This window comes from Staphylococcus sp. GDX7P312P (genome assembly GCF_008385775.1).
GTDB lineage: Bacteria > Bacillota > Bacilli > Staphylococcales > Staphylococcaceae > Staphylococcus > Staphylococcus haemolyticus.
The window spans coordinates 51408-70445 of record NZ_VUKI01000022.1 but is presented as its reverse complement, the minus strand read 5'-3'; the positions used below and the strand labels follow the sequence as shown (position 1 = coordinate 70445).

Below are 19038 nucleotides of genomic sequence, written 5' to 3'. Positions count from 1 at the left end.
CTTATCCATTCTAAAATACGTCTATCTCTGCAATTAACTCAATATAAATGACACAAATTCTTCTACGCTAAGATTGCCAAAGTAGAACGTCAAATCAATGTCATTTAAACGTTCAATCAAGTCAGCTTTGACCATACGCGTACCAATTAAATGTTCCTGAACATCGTGAATGTTACCTTGGCCAAAGAAATCGCCATAAATACGACAAGCGGCAATACGGTTATGTTCAATTGATAGGGAAATATCAATTGTGCCACAACTAAAGCGCTCATTTCGATTGTATTCATATCGTGGTGAACGGCCATAGTTCCATTCCCAATTATCATACTTTTCAGCGACTAATTGATCAATGCCAGCCCAATCTTCGTCTGTTAATTCATAGCGTTTGGCATCTTTAATGTCATCTATTCCCATAATTTGCTTAATCATGAGATCTTTGAATTCATGAATGGTGATGTCTTGATATTTAGGGTCTAATGCGTCGCGGATTTGACCGACGCGGGCACGTACTGATTTAATGCCTTTAGATTCAATCTTTTTACGGTTTGGTTTCAATACATTAACCATAGCGTCGTAATCGACATCTAATAATAATGAATAACCACCATAAATACGATTATTCAATAATGTCATCGCTGCACCTGAAATTTTCTTGTCATTTAAAGCAAGATCATTACGGCCACTTTGAATGACGTCAGTGGCACCTAAATTGTGCAACGCTTGAATGGCTGGACGATAGAAGCGTTGGAAGTCACCGTAAATGGATGTATCCTGTTCTAAAATACAACATACGTTGACGGCACCATCATCCACGTAAACTGCGCCACCGCCTGTATCACGGCGAACCACTTTAATATTGTTCTCATCGACGTAGTCTTGATTGATTTCAACCGCTGTATTCTGGAAACGACCGATTTCTACTTTAGGTTGGCAATAATATGGAAGTAATATATCTTCGTCTAGAAAGATATTGTTATTAATATATACTTGCATCGCCAAGTTTACGGCGCCATCATCGATATATTTACCATTACGAATAGGTTCTATTAAATACATGTTTTCGTCTCCTAAGTTGTTAATTGTCTTTGTGCGTTAATGATTAATGATGCTATATCTTCAGTGAGATGAATGGTTCTATCTTGGATTGATTTAGGGATACGATACGCTTTCTTGTTTAACGTCATAAACACGGCATTGGGATTGTGACGCGTCATACGTTGGAAAGGATGTTTCACAAATTGTGGTGTCGTATAACCAATACCAATTTCAAGATATAACACTTTGCCATTCTTATGAGTATCTAGAAAATGATTGTAGCGATCTAATTGTGCATGGAAATCTGCATCTTCAACCATGCCGACTTGTGCTTTACGTTTGTTAATCTCCATAGGGGCATCACATTTTGGGCAATGTGGAATCAACTCATATGGGATTTTCATGTCTTCTTGCTTGGCTACCATTTCGCGAATGGCATCATCATCACGATAGGTTTGTGCATGACAGTGTTGGCTACATTGCCAAAGAATGTATTCTCCTTGAATATGGAATACTTTATTTAAATCATAATCTGCCACTAAAAAGGCATTATCTGCATTGGTCGTAATAATATGATAATCCTTGTGTTCAATCATCTTTTTAAGTGCAACGTATGAAGGGCCGACAGGTTGGTCTAAGTAGTTCAACTTCACGAAACGACTTTCAAATGCCCAATATTCCTGCCAACTATCAAACGGATGCAAACTCGCTTGCAACATATCGAAGAAATTATATTTCTCGATAAAGTCGGGAAAGTTCTGCGTAAAACGTTCACCAATATAAGTGAAACCGTCTGAAGCAGACATACCAGCGCCTATGCCGACAACGATGGCATCAGCTTCATCAATGGCTTGTGCCAAGATATCCGTTTGAGTGGCGTCTTGTTGTTGCGCCTTATCAAGGACTATCCAATTCTCGTTATGCGTTGGGTTATCTGTTGTTGTCATTGAAAGCCTCCTTATATAGTTCTAAATCTCTATCTGTAAATACGTTAAAGAGTACTTTCAACTCTGAGCCAGTTTCATGTAAATATTGACGTGTCGTTTCAATCGCTATACGACTTGCCTCATCTTGTGGGAATCCAAAGACACCTGTTGAAATACAACAGAATGCTAAGTGTCTTAACTCCTTTTCATCGGCAAGCGCTAGACAGCTACGATAACAACGTGCAAGCAAATCTTTATTCATCTGAGATACAGGTTGTTTACGAATTTGCGGGCCAACCGTATGAATGACATATTTGGCTGGTAAATTATAAGCAGAGGTAATCTTTGCTTTACCAACACCTTCTTTACGTCCTTGTTGCTCAATTATATGAGCGCAATCTAGACGTAACTGTACACCAGCCTTGGTATGAATGATGTTATCTATGCAGTCGTGATTCGCTTGCATACATCCTAAGAATCGGCTATTCGCTGCGTTGACGATACCGTCAATTTCAAGTGTTGTAATGTCACCTTGCCATAAATATAATGGTTCATCTGAAACAGGCGTTAAATCATCAATATGTGTAATGTCTTGTTGGTTGTTTAATGTAGATAAATAGGCATCTTGAATATCTAAGTACTCAGAACTGACAGGCTTTGGAGGGCGCACATTGGCTAAACCTCGATAAAGTTCCCATTGTTCTGTGTCAGTGTGAGGGAAGTCTAAAGGTTTGTCACCATATTGTTCCTTCCACATCGTTTCAATAAGATAAGCTAAGCGTTCTTGTTGGTTCACTGGCATTTAGTCCTCATCTGGATCTGGTAATGCGTCGTATGCTGCTTCATCTACATTTTCTAATTTAACTAACCAATTTTCTTCTGGTTTTTCAGAATTTAAAATTGCTGGTTCATCTTCAGCTTTCGTATTACGTTCGACGATTTTACCAGCAAGTGGAGATTGCACATCTAATACAGTTTTCGATGCTTCGATACTTACAATTTCATCATTGACGTTAACGTCGTCTGGTCCCATAAATTCTACATAGCCTACAGTACCTACGTCATCTTGTAATTCAGGTGTCATACGATAAATATATTGGTTTCCTACCTTTTCGACATATAAATAATTAGCTAATTTAGCCATTTCATATCATCCTTTCTTTATTTATAAATACGCTTGTGCGATGCGTTCAATTGTACGACATCGTTGGTCGATGCCTGGTAATAGCGGTACGACTAAGACTTCATCCGCCTTGAATTCTTGGATCATTGCGTCCAAGCGGGGTTTCACTTGCTCGATTGTGCCAGCTAAGATACGTGCACGGTGCTGAGTTATGACACGTTTATCTCGGTCACTTAAGTTGTATTGTCTTGCTGTTTCGATAGATGGGAAGCGGTCGAACTCGGCAAATTGACGTTTCCCTAATAACCATACGTCAAGAGCGTGTAGTAAGTCTTGCGCTTCTTCTTCAGTGTCCGTTACAATCGCAAACGTTGTTAACATGACTGTGGGTGACATGTTTAACGCAGTTTGTTGAAATTGTTCACGATACGTTTCTACTGACGCTTTAGCTGAAACAATCTTATCTTGGCTAGGTAATAAGAATGTTCCTAAGGTGTACCCCATGCCTTGTGTAGCAGCTAATTTAGCTGAGCGTTGACTCGCACTTAAGAGCCACATTTCTGGATGACGTGATAGGTGAGGTTGACTAATGATTTGTCCTACACGTTGTTCCTCTGGTGATTGTGTCAAATACTGACGAATATCCTCGATGCTTTGTGCATAATCAAGGTAGTCACGCTTATCCTCATCCATTGCACGTTTAACCACCGCTGTACCTGGATTATTGCCGATACCCAAGTCAACCCGACCAGGATGGATTGCCTCTAGCATTTTAAAATTTTCGGCCACTTTAAACGGGCTATAGTGAGGCAACATGACGCCACCAGACCCTAACTTAATGCGCTTCGTTTCCCCTAACAAATGCATCATTAAGAGTTCAGGACTACCACTCGCAAACGCTGGAACATCATGATGTTCTGTTAACCAGAAACGCTTGTAGCCTAAGTCATCAGCGAGTTTCGCAAGTCTTGTGGTGTCTTGTAACGCTTGTGTCGCATCCTTGCCTTCATCAATCATGGCATAATCTAATATATTGAAATCCACTTGGTGCTCATCTCCAAAGTTAATTGTTTAGTCCCTTAATTATAATACCCACCACCATTTTAACGTGTTTAGTGAAATTTTGTAGGAATTTAGTTTATACGTCACACAAATGTTCTAGTGCTTTTCTTCTTTTCCTGAAAAGGGGTGTCCAAACAGTTCACAAACAAGTCGATTGAGTATTGTCATAAAGCATGATACTTTGAAAATAATACAAAATGAACGAAAGAGGATGTCATAAATGTCGAAATTCGCACCATTGCTAGAACCTATTACATTACCTAATGGCATTACATTAGCTAATCGATTTGTCCTTTCGCCCATGACGACGAATTCTTCTACTAAAGAAGGGCATATTACAGAGGAAGATATACGTTATGCGAAACGTCGCGCTAATTCAGCAGGATTGCAAGTGACTGGCGCAGCATATATTGAACCATATGGTCAGTTGTTTGAATATGGATTTAATATTTCTGATGATGCCTGCATTCCCGGTTTAAAAAAAGTTGCTCAAGCGATGAAACAAGATGGCCATAAAGCGATAATTCAACTTGCACATGCTGGAAGATTCTCAAATACTGCAATTATGAATTATGGAGAAGTGTATGGCCCAAGTCCAATGACGTTACACTCTCCAATTAAACATGACGTTTTAGAAATGTCGGTGGAGAAAATTCATGACGTCATTCAACAATATGCCGATGCGACATCTCGAGCAATTCAAGCAGGATTTGATGGCGTTGAAATCTCCGTTGCACAACGTTTACTCATTCAAACTTTCTTCTCTACGTTTTCCAATCAACGACATGATCAATATGGCGTAGATTCATTAGAAAAAAGAGCGCGCTTTGGCTTAGAAGTCATGCAGGCAGTACAAAAAGTCATCGATGAAGAGGCGCCTAGTGATTTCATATTCGGTTACAGAGCGACACCAGAGGAAACAAGAGGTAGTGATTTAGGCTATACCGTTGATGAATTTAATCAGCATTTAGATTGGGTCATGGAAGTCGCAAATATTCATTATTTGGCTATCGCAAGTTGGGGACGCAATATTTATCAGAATAAGACGCGTACACCAGGCGACAATTATGGACGTCGCGTCAATCAAGTCGTATATGAACATTTAAATGGTCGTATACCGTTGATTGCGAGTGGTGGTATTAATACACCTGAAACGGCACTAGATGCTTTAAATAACGCTGATATGGTCGGCATGTCATCACCATTTGTTACAGAACCTGATTTCGTTCATAAATTGGCAGAAGGACGTGAAGATGACATTGATTTACATGTACATCCCGATGAGTTAGATGAGCTGGCCATTCCACATGCGGCGTTTAAAGACATCGTTCAAATGATGGATTACGGTGAAGGTCTGCAGAAGAAAACACGCGACGAATTGCGTAAATTAGAGAAGAATTATGATGAAGAATAGGGCGCAGGGCAGAAATCGAATGTGTTAAAAGATTTCGTAGCCTTGCCCTGCAATGATGACTAAAACGTAGAATATGTTGATACAGGTTGGGATGTTTTAATACATTCCAGCTTTTTGTTTTGGTTGATTTTCAGCTAAATATTTAATTTTTCACGTTGTTAATGTAAACTTATTTATATATAAAGTTTACATTTAGAATTTTCACGGGATTTTTTAAAGTAAGGGGTTTAACAACATGAGATTAAATTTAGCAGAACGTATCTTAAATCAAGACGTATTAAGTAAGGATGAGGCGTTAGCATTATTTGAAGATGAAACGATTGATACATTTGAATTATTAAATGAAGCATATATCATTCGGAAACACTTTTTCGGGAAAAAAGTGAAACTCAATATGATATTAAATGCGAAAAGTGGAATTTGTTCAGAAGACTGTGGCTATTGCGGTCAATCGGTCAAAATGAAAGAAAAACAACGCTATGCGTTAGTTGAACCTGACAAAATCAAAGCTGGTGCACAGGTAGCGACGGAGAATCATATTGGCACATATTGTATTGTCATGAGTGGACGTGGGCCTACAAATAGAGAGGTTGATCATATCTGTGAGACGGTCCATGATATTAAAGCGTTGCATCCACAACTTAAAATTTGCGCATGCTTAGGTTTAACGAATGAGGCACAAGCGGAGAAGTTAAAAGAAGCGGGTGTGGATCGCTATAACCATAATTTAAATACAAGCGAAAGATATCATAGTGAAGTCGTTACGACACATACATATGAAGATCGTGTGCGTACGGTGGAAATTATGAAAGCGAATCATATCTCGCCATGTTCTGGAGTTATTTGTGGCATGGGTGAAACGAACGAGGATATTATCGATATGGCATTTGCGTTGAGAGAAATTGATGCTGATAGTATTCCAATTAATTTCTTACATCCAATTAAAGGGACAAAATTCGGGGGACTCGATTTATTGTCTCCGATGAAATGTTTAAGAATTATAGCGATGTTTCGATTGATTAATCCATCTAAAGAAATTCGTATTGCAGGTGGGCGTGAAGTCCATTTACGTTCATTACAAGCCATCGCATTAAAAGCAGCCAATTCCATCTTTGTAGGTGATTATTTGATTATAGGCGGACAACCAAACGAACTCGACTATCAAATGATTGAAGATTTAGGATTTGAGATTGATGGGTAATTTAGGAAGACTTTGATATTTGATATGATAAAAGAGAATAATATTTGGAAAAGGATGAAAAGAACATGTCATCTAAACAGTCATCATTTGGAGATAAACGTTGGCATAACATTTTACTCATTGTAGTGGGCATATTGGCGTTTTGTATATTTCATTTTGCAATGGGTGTTAATGTAGCATATGCGTTAATGTTTTTATATGCGCCACTTACGATAGGGATTGTCAATTTAAGAAAGATTAGAGGAAAAGACGATAGAAATCACTGAATTATAGACATAAACCACACGCTGTGAATTTAAGGGAAAAGCGTGTGGTTTTTTATGTTAAAACACAAAGTAATTAGTATTCAAAAATTGTATTGAAGATACCTAAAAATAATAATTGATGTTGCGCCATAGTGGGATCTAATAACTCAAAATATACTTGTTTATTTGGTTCTCTTATTAACTTCCAACTTGCTATTGTACTGCCAGTATCTTCATTTACAATTGTACTCCATTCAAAGAAATCATAACGTAACGTATAACAATCATCATTAAAATAAAAATAAGGATAATCTGTTTTCTCGGGAAATAATTTTTGGTGGATGGTTATATCATGCGTTACTCGAGGTTCCGATTCAAAATAATTAACGATATATTTTTTGGTGATAAATGGAAATTTTCTGCGTCCTTTAAATACTAAGCGTTGTTCATTGTTAAAAATACGCCATCTTGCTTTGAAAAAAATACGCATATCCTCAATGAATAAATATTCAAAACCATGTATTTCAAAGCGCTTAATTGTTCCTAACTGTTTGTTAGGATCGTCTACATCAACAATGTTTTTTAATTTTGGTGATAAGACATGCCCGATTTTATGTGTATACATACTACGCACCTACTTTTAAAAAATAAAAGAAGAATCATTTAATTAAAACATAAACAATTTGTATATCACATGCAAGAGGACAAAAGGGAAAAATATTTTATAAGTAGGATATAGGGAACGTGGAATAAGTTTGAGAAGAAAATCATCCAGCTCATAGTTAGTAAGTTCAAAGATATTACAAAGTTGATGGTTTATCTTTTTCATTTTCTACTAGTTTTTTAAATGGATTTGGTTGTGGTGAATTTTCTTCAAGTCAGCTATGAAAAGGCTTAAACTTTGCAGTTGCAAATATGATAACTTCTTCTTCAGTTAAAGTATATGAACTTCTTTCTTCTGGAATCATAGTATCATCTTCATTTGTTATAATATAATGTTTTTTATAAATTATATTACGCATCAAAATATTTAGAAACAGAAAAGATATGTCAGTAAAAGTCTTTATTTGTTCAATAGTATTGACTAAGGCAGAGATAAATATGAAGGAATAAAAACAAAAAAGGAGGGAAACAGAATTCACTGTTCCTCTCCTTAATATAGTTACATCAATCCTATCAATTTCATCCATAGTGAACCTAAACCGAGCCAGATTACAAAGTACACAACGCCTAAGGCTAGGTTCATAAGCCACCAACGTTTCTGAGTGACGTAACCAGCTACATAAAGAATAGGTGCAGGACCACTACTGTAGTGTGTTGTAGAGGCCATTAAGTTACCAAAGAAACCAAGCATTAAAGCACTAAACAACGGTGGTGCACCTGCAGCAACGGCTACACCAAGTAATGCTGCGTACATGGCACTGACGTGAGCAGTTGAGCTGGCAAATAAGTAATGTGAATAGAAATAGAAGATAATTAGAATTACAAGGACGACTGGCCAACTTAGACCGCCTAAACTGTTTGCGATAGTATGACTTAACCATGGAATAAAGCCTAATTGATTCAGTTGATCTGCCATCATCACTAGCACTGAGAACCAAACTAATGTATTCCAAGCGCCAGTTTCATTTAAAATATCTTTCCAATCTAACACGCCTGTAATAAGTAATAAGGATAATGCGATAAACGCAGTTAATGTTGCGTCTACACCAATAAAGCTACCTACTACCCAAAGTAGTAATGCGATAATAAATACACCAATCATGAATTTTTCGGCTTTAGCAATTGAACCCATATCAGCTAATTCATTTTCGGCCCAGTCTTTCGCATCAGGTGTTTCTTTAACTGTAGGTGGATACATTTTATAAATAATAAATGGTATGACGATAAGTGACACAATGCCAGGAACGATGGCTGCTAAGAACCAGTTCATCCAAGTAACATGAACATGTGCAGTCTTCTCAGCTAAGTTCTGAGCAAGCGGGTTACCGGCCATTGCAGTTAAGAACATCGCGGCAGTAATAAGGTTGCCGTGAAATTCAGTAAAGATTAAAAATGCCCCCACCTTACGCTCGGTGCCTTGTTTCGGATCAGAATCAAATGATTTAGAGAGCGACTGAATGATTGGAAACATAATCCCACCTGCGCGAGCAGTATTACTAGGTGTTGCTGGTGCTAAAATCAAATCCACACCGACAAGTGAGTATGCTAGACCGAGTGTCTTCTTCCCAAATAATCTTACGAACTGAAGTGCGATACGACGACCGAGTCCAGTTTTAACGAAGCCTCTAGAGATAAAGAATGCCATTGCAATCAACCAAATACTTGGATTACCGAAACCTTGAACGGCAGTCTTTGTATCGATAACACCAACTAAAACGGTTAGCGTGAACCCTATGATCGATACGGCACCAATAGGCATAGGCTGTGTGATACAGCCGATAATGGTACCTACGAATATAGCAAACATTAGCCATGCATCCAGACTTAATGATTCAGGTCTGAAAGGGGCAAGCACAGCTATAAGTATGCCTATGACTAGAGGTAATATAAATTTTTTATATTTAACAGAGTTATTCATCTAGAAACCTTCTTTCCAAATTTCGAACATTTTCATACATAGAATAGTCCTATTTTTAAGCAATGTACAGAGCATTTTTACATTTTATTGAGAATTATTATCAGTAGATTATAACGTTATAAAAACGACATAGACTATCGAAATTCATTTTTGAATAGTATAAAATGTTACTAAAGAAGGGGGATGGGATGATGTTTACAATAGGGACATTAATCGCAAAAGATGATACGTGGATATTATGGGCCATAATTATAGTTTGGGCGACAGTCAGTATCTTCTTGGAACAGAAATATCAATGGGCAAGTACCATTTCAGGTGCCATCATTGCATTAGTAGGGGCTATGTTATTATCCAATTTTAAGATTATCCCGACTGAATCGCCGGTTTATGATACAGTATGGGATTACGCGGTACCAATATCAATTCCTTTATTATTGTTCAGTTCTAATATTTTAAAGATTTGGAAGGAAAGTCGTCGATTATTATATATCTTCTTAATCGCATCAGTTGGAACATTGATGGGGACAACGGTAGGATTTATTTTACTTCATCAGTGGATTCCATATTTAGCAAAAATTGGTGCGATGATGACAGGAAGTTATATAGGAGGTGGCGTGAACTTTGCAGCTTTAAGCACGAAGTTTAAAACGCCGAGTGACATGATATCATCAACTGTCGTTGCAGATAATAGTGTTATGGCATTGTACTTTATGTTGTTGATTGCAATACCGTCTTTACCTATTATAAAAAGGTGGTTTAAGACAGATTATCAAACTGAGTCAACACCAGAAACGCAACAATCTTATTGGCAACCGAAGCAAATTCAATTATTAGATATTGCACTTTCAATAGCGATTGCAGTGGCATTAGTAGCAATCAGTTTTAAATTATCTGAGGTCATTCAACATGTGATACCGCAGTCTAATGTCCTACTTACGATACTGGTTTCTTTCTTTGGTGATCAATACTTGTTACTTACAACACTTACATTATTGGCAGTGGCTATTTGGGGAGATTTCTTTGATAAATTAGCCGGTTCTTCAGAAATTGGAACATTTATTATTTACATATTCTTTGTAGTGATAGGAACACCTGCTTCATTTATGACGATTATCAAAACAGCACCACTATTATTTGTCTTTGTGATGATTATTTTAATTTTCAATCTAGGTTTAAGTTTAATACTAGGAAGGTTATTTAACTTTAAGATTGAAGAAATATTATTGGCAAGTAATGCTACTGCTGGTGGTCCTACAACGGCAGCAGCTTTAGCTATCAGTAAAGGATGGCAAGGTCTTGTTGGACCGATACTAATTATAGGTACATTGGGTTATGTCATAGGGAACTATGCGGGCACACTTATTTATCAACTTTTAATACACATTGGATAATATCAATACATAAAGGGAGATATCTCAGCATAATTTTTAGCTGCGTATCTCCCTTTTTCAAAAAAATTAATCATTTAATTCGCTATCTTTAATATCTGTAATAAACATGTGTCCGGGTGAGTGTGTAATCATTAACTCAGGTTTGGCATCAAGTGCAACAGATTGTGGTGTCACGCCACATCCCCAAAAGACAGGTACTTCGTTAGGTTTGATTGTGACAGCTTCTCCATAATCAGGCTTATCGATATCAGTGATTCCTAGTTCTTCTGGTGTGCCAATATGGATTGGCGTGCCATGAACATTCTTAAAATGTGATGTGATTTCTGTTGCCTTAATCGCTTGAGTCATAGTCATAGGACGCATACTAACTGTGATATTACCTTTAAAGTATCCACTTGAATGTGCTGGTATATTTGTACGATACATCGGTACATTATGACCCTCTTCAATATGACGTACAGGTAAGCCAGCTTCCAACATGGCATGCTCAAAAGTGAAACTACAACCAATTAGAAAGCTAACCATATCTTCTGTATAAAGGTCAGTGATATCATCAACTTCTTTAATCAATTGACCATGTTCATAAATACGATACTTCGGAACTTCAGTGCGTATATCTGCATTAGGCCCATAATATGGAAAGGAATGTGCGCCAATTTCTGACACATCTAAGAGTGGGCAAGTCTTTGGGTTTCTAAAACAAAACTTTAAGAAATCATAAGCATATTTCGATGGCAATATAACCACATTAGCTTGTATGTAACCCTCTGCCATACCGCTTGTGTGACCGACAAGTTCTCCATCTCGAATTAATTGACGTAATACTTCAGGTGATGCCTGTTTGTAATTCATTATAAATCCCCCTTGTTTCCCCATAATGATAGAAAGTGCTTATTACTACATTATTTTAAAATTACACATATGACAAGAGCGGTATATGCGCTATTTATTAAAAAGCTTGTATGCTAAAGTGATCGAACTATTCACAAATATTGGTAATAAACAATATAAACTTACAATAACCCAATTATCATCTACGCGATAAATGACAAAATATAGTATGAATAAAAATATACTTATGATTAGTCCAATTAAAGGCAGTAAATTAAAGTACAGATCCATATTGTTATTTTTCTTCATTGTCTTGTTCCTTTTCATTAGATTTATTATGATCTTCTCGTTGTTCTAATGGAATAGAATAATCTTTGTCATCATCAATATAAGACATTTGGAAGTGCTTCGTATGTTCTCTACGAAGCGCCCGCATTATTGAGAGTGTCATTAGTAATAGAATGATAGAGAATGGTAATCCTGTTACAACAGATGCAGTTTGTAAACTCGTCAAACCACCTGCAATCGTCATTGCAACTGAAATGGCACCGATGAGCAATCCCCAAATCACTTTATGTTTCACCTTTGGATTCTCACTGCCTCCTGTTGCCATGCCAGCAACAATATGTGTAGTTGAGTCTGCACTTGTCACTATGAGTAAGAATATTAAGACGACTGCTAATATGCTCGTAATATCAGCTAATGGAAATTTTGATAGTAATTCAAATAAAGCCACTGTGTAATCTTTATCTACTAATTTAGCGATGTTATCACCACCCATAGCAACCTTAACGGCCATACCACCAAATCCTGCAATCCATACGAATGAAATGAGTGGAGGTACGATTAAAACACACATGATAAATTCACGAATTGTACGTCCACGAGATACACGAGCGACGAAACCTCCTATGAATGGTGACCATGAGATTACCCATGCCCAGTAAAAGACAGTCCACTGTTGTATCCAAGCATTATTGCCAGAATATGGATTGATACGTAAGCTGTATTCAACAAAGTGTCTGATATAGTCTCCGATTGCTAGAGTATAAGATTCAAAGATGAATTTTAAGTCTCCAAAGATAAGCATGAATAGTAGTAAAACAGCGCCTAAAATAATATTGATGTTACTTAGCCATTTAACACCTCGATTTAATCCAGTTATCGCAGAACCTAAGAAAATACAAACCATGAGTACCGTAATTGCAATTTTTGTAACGTTATTATTTGGTACATGGAAGACATGATTCAATCCACCACTAATTTGCATGATACCAAGACCTATAGAGGTGGCAATCCCCATAACTGTAGCTATAATTGCTAAAATATCAATCACATTTCGAAATGGACGTTTGTAAGCTTGACCAAAGACAGGTTCCATTGCTGTAGAAATTAAACCATCCCGCTTCTTTCTAAATTGAAAATATGCCACGATAAGTCCAGCCATGGCGAAGATAGACCATTGTGAAATACCCCAATGGAAGAAGGTATAGCCCATAGCTACACGTGCTGACTCTGCTGATTGATTCGGAACATCTTTTGGAAACGGTGAATGAAGATAATGTGTGAGTGGTTCAGCAACACCCCAGAATACAATACCGACACCAAGCCCCGCCGAAAATAGCATACCTAACCATGATAAAAATGAAAATTCAGGTTCTTCATCATCACTGCCTAATTTAAAGCGACCGTAACGAGAAATTGCTAAAGAGATTAAAAAGATATCTAAAATAAATATAATAAGTAAGAACAGCCAACCAAATGAATTAGAAATAAAATTATAAATATGCTGTGCATAGGCGCCAAATGCTTTAGGAAAGAGTCCGGCCATAGCAGTAATAAGTACAATGATGGCTACGGATATCACATATACTAAATAATTGTTTTTCTTTCGCTTGTCATTCATTGTTCAATTAAGTCATCCTTTATATTTTATTTAGTTTGAGTATACCTATAATATAAAATATTTTCAAAATTCAATTTATTTGAAATATCATGATTTCTAAGTAATAGTGTTCTGTTTTGAAAACTTTTTCCAAAAGAGAAATTTGGCTAAATACGACCTAATGAAATGCTATAATTGAGATGAAAATTTGAAGAATTAAATAGAAAAGAAGGTATATCATGTCAACAAACTATGTCATTACAAATGGTAAAATTTATACGGAAAAGCAAGTTATTGAAAATGGATATCTTGTAGTAGAAGATGGCAAAATAAGTGATATTCAACAAGGAACGTATACTGGAGAATTAGAACAAATCGATGTGAAGGGTCAAAATGTATTACCAGGTTTCATAGATATTCACATTCATGGTGGTTATGGCGAGGATGCAATGGATGCTTCTTATGAAGGGTTGAAACATTTGGCTGAACAGTTATTATCAGAGGGAACGACAACATTCTTAGCAACGACGATGACACAGTCTGATGCTAATATTGAAAAAGCATTGAAAAACATTGTGGCATATCAAGCTGATCAACAACGAGGAGAAGCGGCTGAAGTAGGTGGTGTTCATTTAGAAGGTCCATTTATTTCAGAGCATAAAGTTGGCGCGCAAAATCCTAAATATGTGCAACGTCCGTCAGCGTCTAAGATTAAACATTTCCAAGAAATTGCGAATCAGCAAATCAAAATTATTACCTTTGCGCCTGAAGTTGAAGGTGCGCATGATACACTCAATCAATTACATGAAGATATTATTTTTTCAATGGGGCATACTGTGGCAACGTTTGATGAAGCGAATGAAGCGGTCGACCACGGTGCTAAACATGTAACACATCTGTATAATGCTGCTACACCATTTGAACATCGCGATCCAGGTGTCTTTGGTGCGGCATGGACTAATGAACAATTAAATACTGAAATTATAGTTGATGGTATTCATTCACATCCTGCTTCTGTACATATTGCTTATAAGCAAAAGGGAAATGAACATATGTATCTCATCACAGATGCAATGCGTGCGAAAGGGATGGAAGACGGTGAATATGATTTAGGCGGACAGAATGTCATCGTTAAAGGAAAAGAGGCTCGCTTAGCAAGTGGCGCTTTAGCAGGTAGCATCTTGAAAATGAATGACGGTTTGCATAATTTAATTGAATATACACATGATTCATTAGAGAATTTATGGCGACTAACGAGTTTGAATCAAGCCATTGCATTGAAAATTGACGACCATAAAGGTAGTTTAGCAATCGGTAAAGATGCTGATATCGTTGTCGCAGATGATACGATTCGTATTGATAAAACAATTAAATCAGGAGTTGTACATCAATATTAAAAAATTGGTTGATGTAGTTATTATAAATTCTCTCTAACATCTATTCGCGTTTAAAGATATACATTCTAGTGTATATATGTAGTAAATGTTTGATACGAAACTCGAGCGACGGAAGAGAGGTGTCCATTCATGAATAATGATTTCAGATTCCCTAACGCTAAGCATTTCTTTAGTTGGTTAGCGTGGTTATCTATTATTGCTTTAATCGCATTAATCCTACTTAATTTAATCGTTTATAGCACATTCAAAAGTTTTAATAATTTTACTTTAGCATTTGAATTTCACCAAACAGAATTAATATTCTTAATTACTTTCTCAGTAATTGCGGTTATTAGTATTATTATGTATTTAATTTTAAAACTATTTAAACATTCATAAAATGAAAAAAACAGAAAGCGGATTGGCTATCAATCCACTTTCTGTTTTTTATTTTATTTGGGTAGTGAACTATAAATGTTTGAAAATAGTGTCATCAACGATGATTTCTACATTAGGATGTTGATGCAAGATAGATGCAGGTAATGACTCAGTTGTTTCACCGTTCAAGAGTTGATGAATTGCATCACGTTTACGTTCTCCAAATGCTAATAAGATAATTCGTTTCGCACGCATAATAGAATTCAATCCCATAGAAACAGCTTGTTTAGGCACATCATCAATATGATCAAAATGAACACTGTTAGCATTAATTGTTGATTCAGTTAAATCAACCACACGCGTTTCACTTTCAAAAGATGTGCCAGGCTCATTGAATCCGATATGTCCATTTTCACCAATACCCAATAATTGAATGTCGGGTTGACCAATTTGTTTCAATTGATCCTCATAACGACGTGCCTCACGCTCTAAATCATCAACATGGCCTTGAGGAATATGAATGTTATCGGCATTCCAACTAGCATTGTGATCAAATAATAATTGATGCATATACGTATGATAACTTTGAGCATGTTCAGGTGCTAACCCTACATATTCATCTAAATTAAATGTTTGAACTTTTGCTAAATTTACTCTATTAGCCAATGCTAATTCTGAGAAGCGTGGGTAAACATCTGTCATCGTGCCACCAGTAGCAAGCCCTAATATAGCATCAGGCTTATCTTTAATTAACTTCAATAGTTCAATTGCAACATAATCACTCGCTAATTTTTTATCTACTAAGTTCGTTATCTTCATGATTTACGACTCCAAATTAAGCAATTATTTTTGTTGGACAGCTTCTATAAAACGTTCAGTGATTTGTTTAGGACGTGTAATTGCGCCACCGACAACCGTACAATGTACGCCTAAGTCGCTTACCTTTTTATACATCTCAGGTGTAATGACATTACCTTCTGCGATAACTTTCGCGTTGACCTTTTCTAATACTTCTTTTAAAAATTCAAAATCATTTTCAAAGAGAATGTGTCCCTTTGTATAAGACGTATACCCACGTAATGTTGTGCCAATGTAATCAAAGTTCAAATGATCTGCATTGATGGCTTCTTCAACAGTTGAAATATCCGCCATAATTTCAACATGGGGGGCTTTCTCTCGAATGTAATGAACTAATTCTTCAAGGGACTCCTTAGGACGTGTTTGCTTTGTCGCGTCTAATGCAATCACTTCACATCCACTTTCTATTAGTTCATCCACCTCTTTAGAAGTTGCTGTAATAAATACATTAGAACCTTCATAATCTCGTTTTACAATTCCGATAACCGGTAGTGATACTTCTTCTCGAATCGCTAAAATATCTTCTTTAGTATTCGCACGTATACCAACCGCTCCACCTTGATAAGCTGCTAGAGCCATCTTTGACATAATAAATGATGAGTGTAATGGTTCGTCAGGTAACGCCTGACATGACACGATTAATCCATTTGGTAACATTTTTAAACACGCTCCGTCTTTTTCAAAATTGTAAATAGAAATAGTATTTGTAATTGATTCGTTTATTCATTCATATCATAACATTAAGAAAATATTTATCAATTTATAATTGAGAATTGAAAAATATTTTCAAATATAATACAGTTTAACTAACTTAATTACGAGGTGCTGTTATGAAATTTGAAAATCGTATTCAACGAAGTCGTCATTTATTAACGAAAATGGATAAAAAAATTATTGAATATATACAAACACATGAACTTGATGAAAATTTCTCTACAATTAATTCCTTAGCTTATGCTATCGGGACATCACCAGCTACCATTACAAGGTTTAGTGGCAAATTAAATTATGCCAACTTTCAAGATATGAAGTTTAATTTGCAACACGAAAAATCAGAAAAGGTAGTAGAAAATGCACCGCTTGTTCAGCTCATTCATCGTTATCATCAAAACATTATTCAACAAACGGGTGAATTTATTTCCGAGGAAAAGATTAAGCGTCTAGCACACAATTTAAAAACGTGTAGACAAGTCAATTTCGCAGGATTGGGAAGTTCGGGATTAACGGCAAGTGAATTTTACTATCGCACAATGCGTATGGGTATCAAAGGTTCTGTATCAACAGATGCGCACCAAATGAAGATATCGGCATCGCTACTTTCATCACGAGATATGTTTGTCGCTATTTCAAATAGTGGAGAAACGTTAGAATTAATTGAAGCTGCGAAGATTGCTCGCAATCAAGGGGCGTATGTCGTAGTCATAACAAATTTCGAAGGTAGTGGGCTTACTAAGAATGCAGATTTAGTATTAATCACGACGGCTCAATCAAGTAACAATGATTCAAAATTCATCAACTCACAAATTGCAACACTATTTTTATTAGATATCGTGAGTTATTTATTACTGAATGATACACATATGCACCAAGTGTATCAACAAACACGAGACGTCATTTTAGGAAATGAGAAAGAATGAGTGAGGAGTGGGGCAGAATTCGTTATGAATTCAGTGTCCCACTTCTATTTAGATTCAGCTATTATTTAGTGATTGCGCCGAATAAAGCAGCATGATTCTCTGTTTGAGTTGTTTGTATCTTAGCAATACCATAGTCAGAAGGTAAATAATGATGAATTTTAGGTTCTATATATTTGAGAAGTGTTTCTCCTTGAGATGAAATACCGCCTCCAATAAGAATCAAGCTTGGATCATAAATAATTTGAATTTGAGCAATACCTTCTGCAACATAATTACTCCATTCATTGAGAATATTAAGTGCTTCTTCATTACCATCTTCTGCTAGATCAAATAATCTAGGTACATCCGTACCATGTTCAAATTGATGTTTAGTCATTAAATCTTTAAGAGCTGATGTAGAGGCACGTTGCTCAAATGTTTTACCATCTTCTTCACGATAAAGTAAGTAACCAATTTCATTGGCACGGTGACGAGAACCTTGATAAATGCCAGAAGCTTCACTGTAAAATGCGCCCCCAATACCTGTCCCCAAAGTTAAACAAAATATATTATCTTCTTCATAATGATGGAGTTTAAGTTCCCCTAACAATGCCGCATCCACATCATTATAAACAGCAATATCAGACGATAAATCTTTGAAGACTTTGAAGAATTGTGTACCGTCATAATTAGGAATGGTTGGCCCCGTATAAATAATTTGACCTAAATCTGAATCTACGACACCAGCACTTGAAATACCAATAAATGGATTTTTAAGTTGATATTGTTTCATAAATGCTGCTACTAATTGATATGTTTCATCTACAATACGCACATTAATATTATCTGGCGTTTTAATCTTTTTATAATCAATCATTTCTAAGTCATCATTAATGACTGCCACTTTAATATTTGTTCCACCTATATCTACAGCTATTTTATACATTGAGGTACCTCCTTAGTCGTCTTTATTATAACGACACTTCAAATTAAAGTAATCGTCATCATTCTTTTTGAAAAATATTTTCATCAAATTCGCAATATTTTGTTAAATCTTTTCAAAAGTAGTTGTTTAAGCAAATGATAGCGTTTACAATTCGAGATGTAAATAGAAAT

The 19038-nt window shown here is 36.2% G+C and carries 19 protein-coding genes and 1 pseudogene; 7 read left to right on the top strand and 13 right to left on the bottom strand.

Annotation, left to right across the window (positions count from 1 at the left end; all coding sequences use genetic code 11):
* Positions 1-33: 33 nt before the first annotated feature.
* Genes lplA through F1592_RS06450 form a run of 5 tightly spaced genes read right to left on the bottom strand, consistent with a single transcriptional unit; the run spans position 34 to position 4128 of the window.
* Positions 34-1056 carry a lipoate--protein ligase gene (gene lplA / locus F1592_RS06470; RefSeq protein WP_053016200.1) on the bottom strand — a complete coding sequence of 341 codons (1023 nt, stop codon included), beginning with the start codon at positions 1054-1056 and terminating at the stop codon, positions 34-36.
* Positions 1057-1067: 11 nt separating this feature from the next.
* The gene (locus tag F1592_RS06465) at positions 1068-1982 is read right to left on the bottom strand and encodes an SIR2 family NAD-dependent protein deacylase (protein ID WP_053016201.1); all 915 of its coding nucleotides are present in this window, start codon (positions 1980-1982) and stop codon (positions 1068-1070) included.
* Complete coding sequence (locus F1592_RS06460; RefSeq protein ID WP_053016202.1) at positions 1966-2763, bottom strand: protein-ADP-ribose hydrolase; 798 nt, start codon at positions 2761-2763, stop codon at positions 1966-1968. Before F1592_RS06460 ends, F1592_RS06465 begins: the two co-directional genes overlap by 17 nt.
* Positions 2764-3105 (bottom strand): glycine cleavage system H family protein, encoded by a 342-nt coding sequence (locus F1592_RS06455; RefSeq protein WP_011274595.1) that lies wholly within the window; start codon positions 3103-3105, stop codon positions 2764-2766.
* A 21-nt stretch (positions 3106-3126) separates the two neighbouring features.
* Entirely contained in the window at positions 3127-4128 is a 1002-nt protein-coding gene (locus tag F1592_RS06450; RefSeq protein ID WP_149809381.1) for an LLM class flavin-dependent oxidoreductase, read from the bottom strand.
* 238 nt (positions 4129-4366) lie between these two features.
* On the opposite strand from F1592_RS06450, the gene F1592_RS06445 reads away from it, so the two are divergent.
* The 3 genes from F1592_RS06445 to F1592_RS06435 all read left to right on the top strand — a co-directional run bounded on the left by F1592_RS06445 (position 4367) and on the right by F1592_RS06435 (position 7027).
* Entirely contained in the window at positions 4367-5560 is a 1194-nt protein-coding gene (locus tag F1592_RS06445; protein WP_053016203.1) for an NADH-dependent flavin oxidoreductase, read from the top strand.
* Between the two features lie 235 nt (positions 5561-5795).
* Complete coding sequence (gene bioB, locus F1592_RS06440; RefSeq protein WP_149809382.1) at positions 5796-6761, top strand: biotin synthase BioB; 966 nt, start codon at positions 5796-5798, stop codon at positions 6759-6761.
* A 65-nt stretch (positions 6762-6826) separates the two neighbouring features.
* Complete coding sequence (locus tag F1592_RS06435; RefSeq protein ID WP_142399504.1) at positions 6827-7027, top strand: hypothetical protein; 201 nt, start codon at positions 6827-6829, stop codon at positions 7025-7027.
* 73 nt (positions 7028-7100) lie between these two features.
* Here F1592_RS06435 and F1592_RS06430 read toward each other — a convergent pair whose 3' ends face one another.
* The 3 genes and pseudogenes from F1592_RS06430 to F1592_RS06425 all read right to left on the bottom strand — a co-directional run bounded on the left by F1592_RS06430 (position 7101) and on the right by F1592_RS06425 (position 9587).
* The gene (locus F1592_RS06430; RefSeq protein ID WP_107613145.1) at positions 7101-7631 is read right to left on the bottom strand and encodes a tubby C-terminal domain-like protein; all 531 of its coding nucleotides are present in this window, start codon (positions 7629-7631) and stop codon (positions 7101-7103) included.
* A gap of 256 nt (positions 7632-7887) precedes the next feature.
* Positions 7888-7974, bottom strand: a pseudogene (locus F1592_RS13730) (hypothetical protein); the annotation flags it as partial.
* A gap of 194 nt (positions 7975-8168) precedes the next feature.
* Positions 8169-9587 (bottom strand): anion permease, encoded by a 1419-nt coding sequence (locus tag F1592_RS06425; RefSeq protein ID WP_053016208.1) that lies wholly within the window; start codon positions 9585-9587, stop codon positions 8169-8171.
* Positions 9588-9778: 191 nt separating this feature from the next.
* Between F1592_RS06425 and F1592_RS06420 the strand changes: the two genes are divergently transcribed.
* On the top strand, positions 9779-10978 hold the full coding sequence (locus F1592_RS06420; RefSeq protein WP_149809393.1) for a DUF819 family protein: 1200 nt from the start codon (positions 9779-9781) through the stop codon (positions 10976-10978).
* Between the two features lie 66 nt (positions 10979-11044).
* Here F1592_RS06420 and F1592_RS06415 read toward each other — a convergent pair whose 3' ends face one another.
* Positions 11045-11830, bottom strand: a complete 786-nt coding sequence (locus F1592_RS06415; protein ID WP_053016209.1) for a putative hydro-lyase — start codon at positions 11828-11830, stop codon at positions 11045-11047.
* A gap of 274 nt (positions 11831-12104) precedes the next feature.
* Positions 12105-13715: a BCCT family transporter gene (locus F1592_RS06405; protein ID WP_053016210.1), complete on the bottom strand. Its 1611-nt coding sequence runs from the start codon at positions 13713-13715 to the stop codon at positions 12105-12107.
* Between the two features lie 218 nt (positions 13716-13933).
* On the opposite strand from F1592_RS06405, the gene nagA reads away from it, so the two are divergent.
* Both nagA and F1592_RS06395 read left to right on the top strand, forming a co-directional pair.
* Entirely contained in the window at positions 13934-15091 is a 1158-nt protein-coding gene (nagA, locus tag F1592_RS06400; RefSeq protein ID WP_053016211.1) for an N-acetylglucosamine-6-phosphate deacetylase, read from the top strand.
* A 129-nt stretch (positions 15092-15220) separates the two neighbouring features.
* Positions 15221-15469 (top strand): hypothetical protein, encoded by a 249-nt coding sequence (locus F1592_RS06395; RefSeq protein ID WP_037550762.1) that lies wholly within the window; start codon positions 15221-15223, stop codon positions 15467-15469.
* 69 nt (positions 15470-15538) lie between these two features.
* On the opposite strand, the gene nagB is transcribed toward F1592_RS06395, so the two are convergent.
* Both nagB and F1592_RS06385 read right to left on the bottom strand, forming a co-directional pair.
* Positions 15539-16267, bottom strand: coding sequence for a glucosamine-6-phosphate deaminase (nagB, locus tag F1592_RS06390; RefSeq protein ID WP_053016212.1), 729 nt, complete (start codon positions 16265-16267; stop codon positions 15539-15541).
* 24 nt (positions 16268-16291) lie between these two features.
* On the bottom strand, positions 16292-16963 hold the full coding sequence (locus F1592_RS06385) for an N-acetylmannosamine-6-phosphate 2-epimerase (RefSeq protein ID WP_053016213.1): 672 nt from the start codon (positions 16961-16963) through the stop codon (positions 16292-16294).
* A gap of 173 nt (positions 16964-17136) precedes the next feature.
* Here F1592_RS06385 and F1592_RS06380 point away from each other — a divergent pair, with 173 nt between their 5' ends.
* The gene (locus F1592_RS06380; protein WP_053016214.1) at positions 17137-17943 is read left to right on the top strand and encodes a MurR/RpiR family transcriptional regulator; all 807 of its coding nucleotides are present in this window, start codon (positions 17137-17139) and stop codon (positions 17941-17943) included.
* 61 nt (positions 17944-18004) lie between these two features.
* Here F1592_RS06380 and F1592_RS06375 read toward each other — a convergent pair whose 3' ends face one another.
* Positions 18005-18868, bottom strand: coding sequence for an ROK family protein (locus F1592_RS06375; RefSeq protein ID WP_053016215.1), 864 nt, complete (start codon positions 18866-18868; stop codon positions 18005-18007).
* Positions 18869-19038 lie beyond the last annotated feature (170 nt).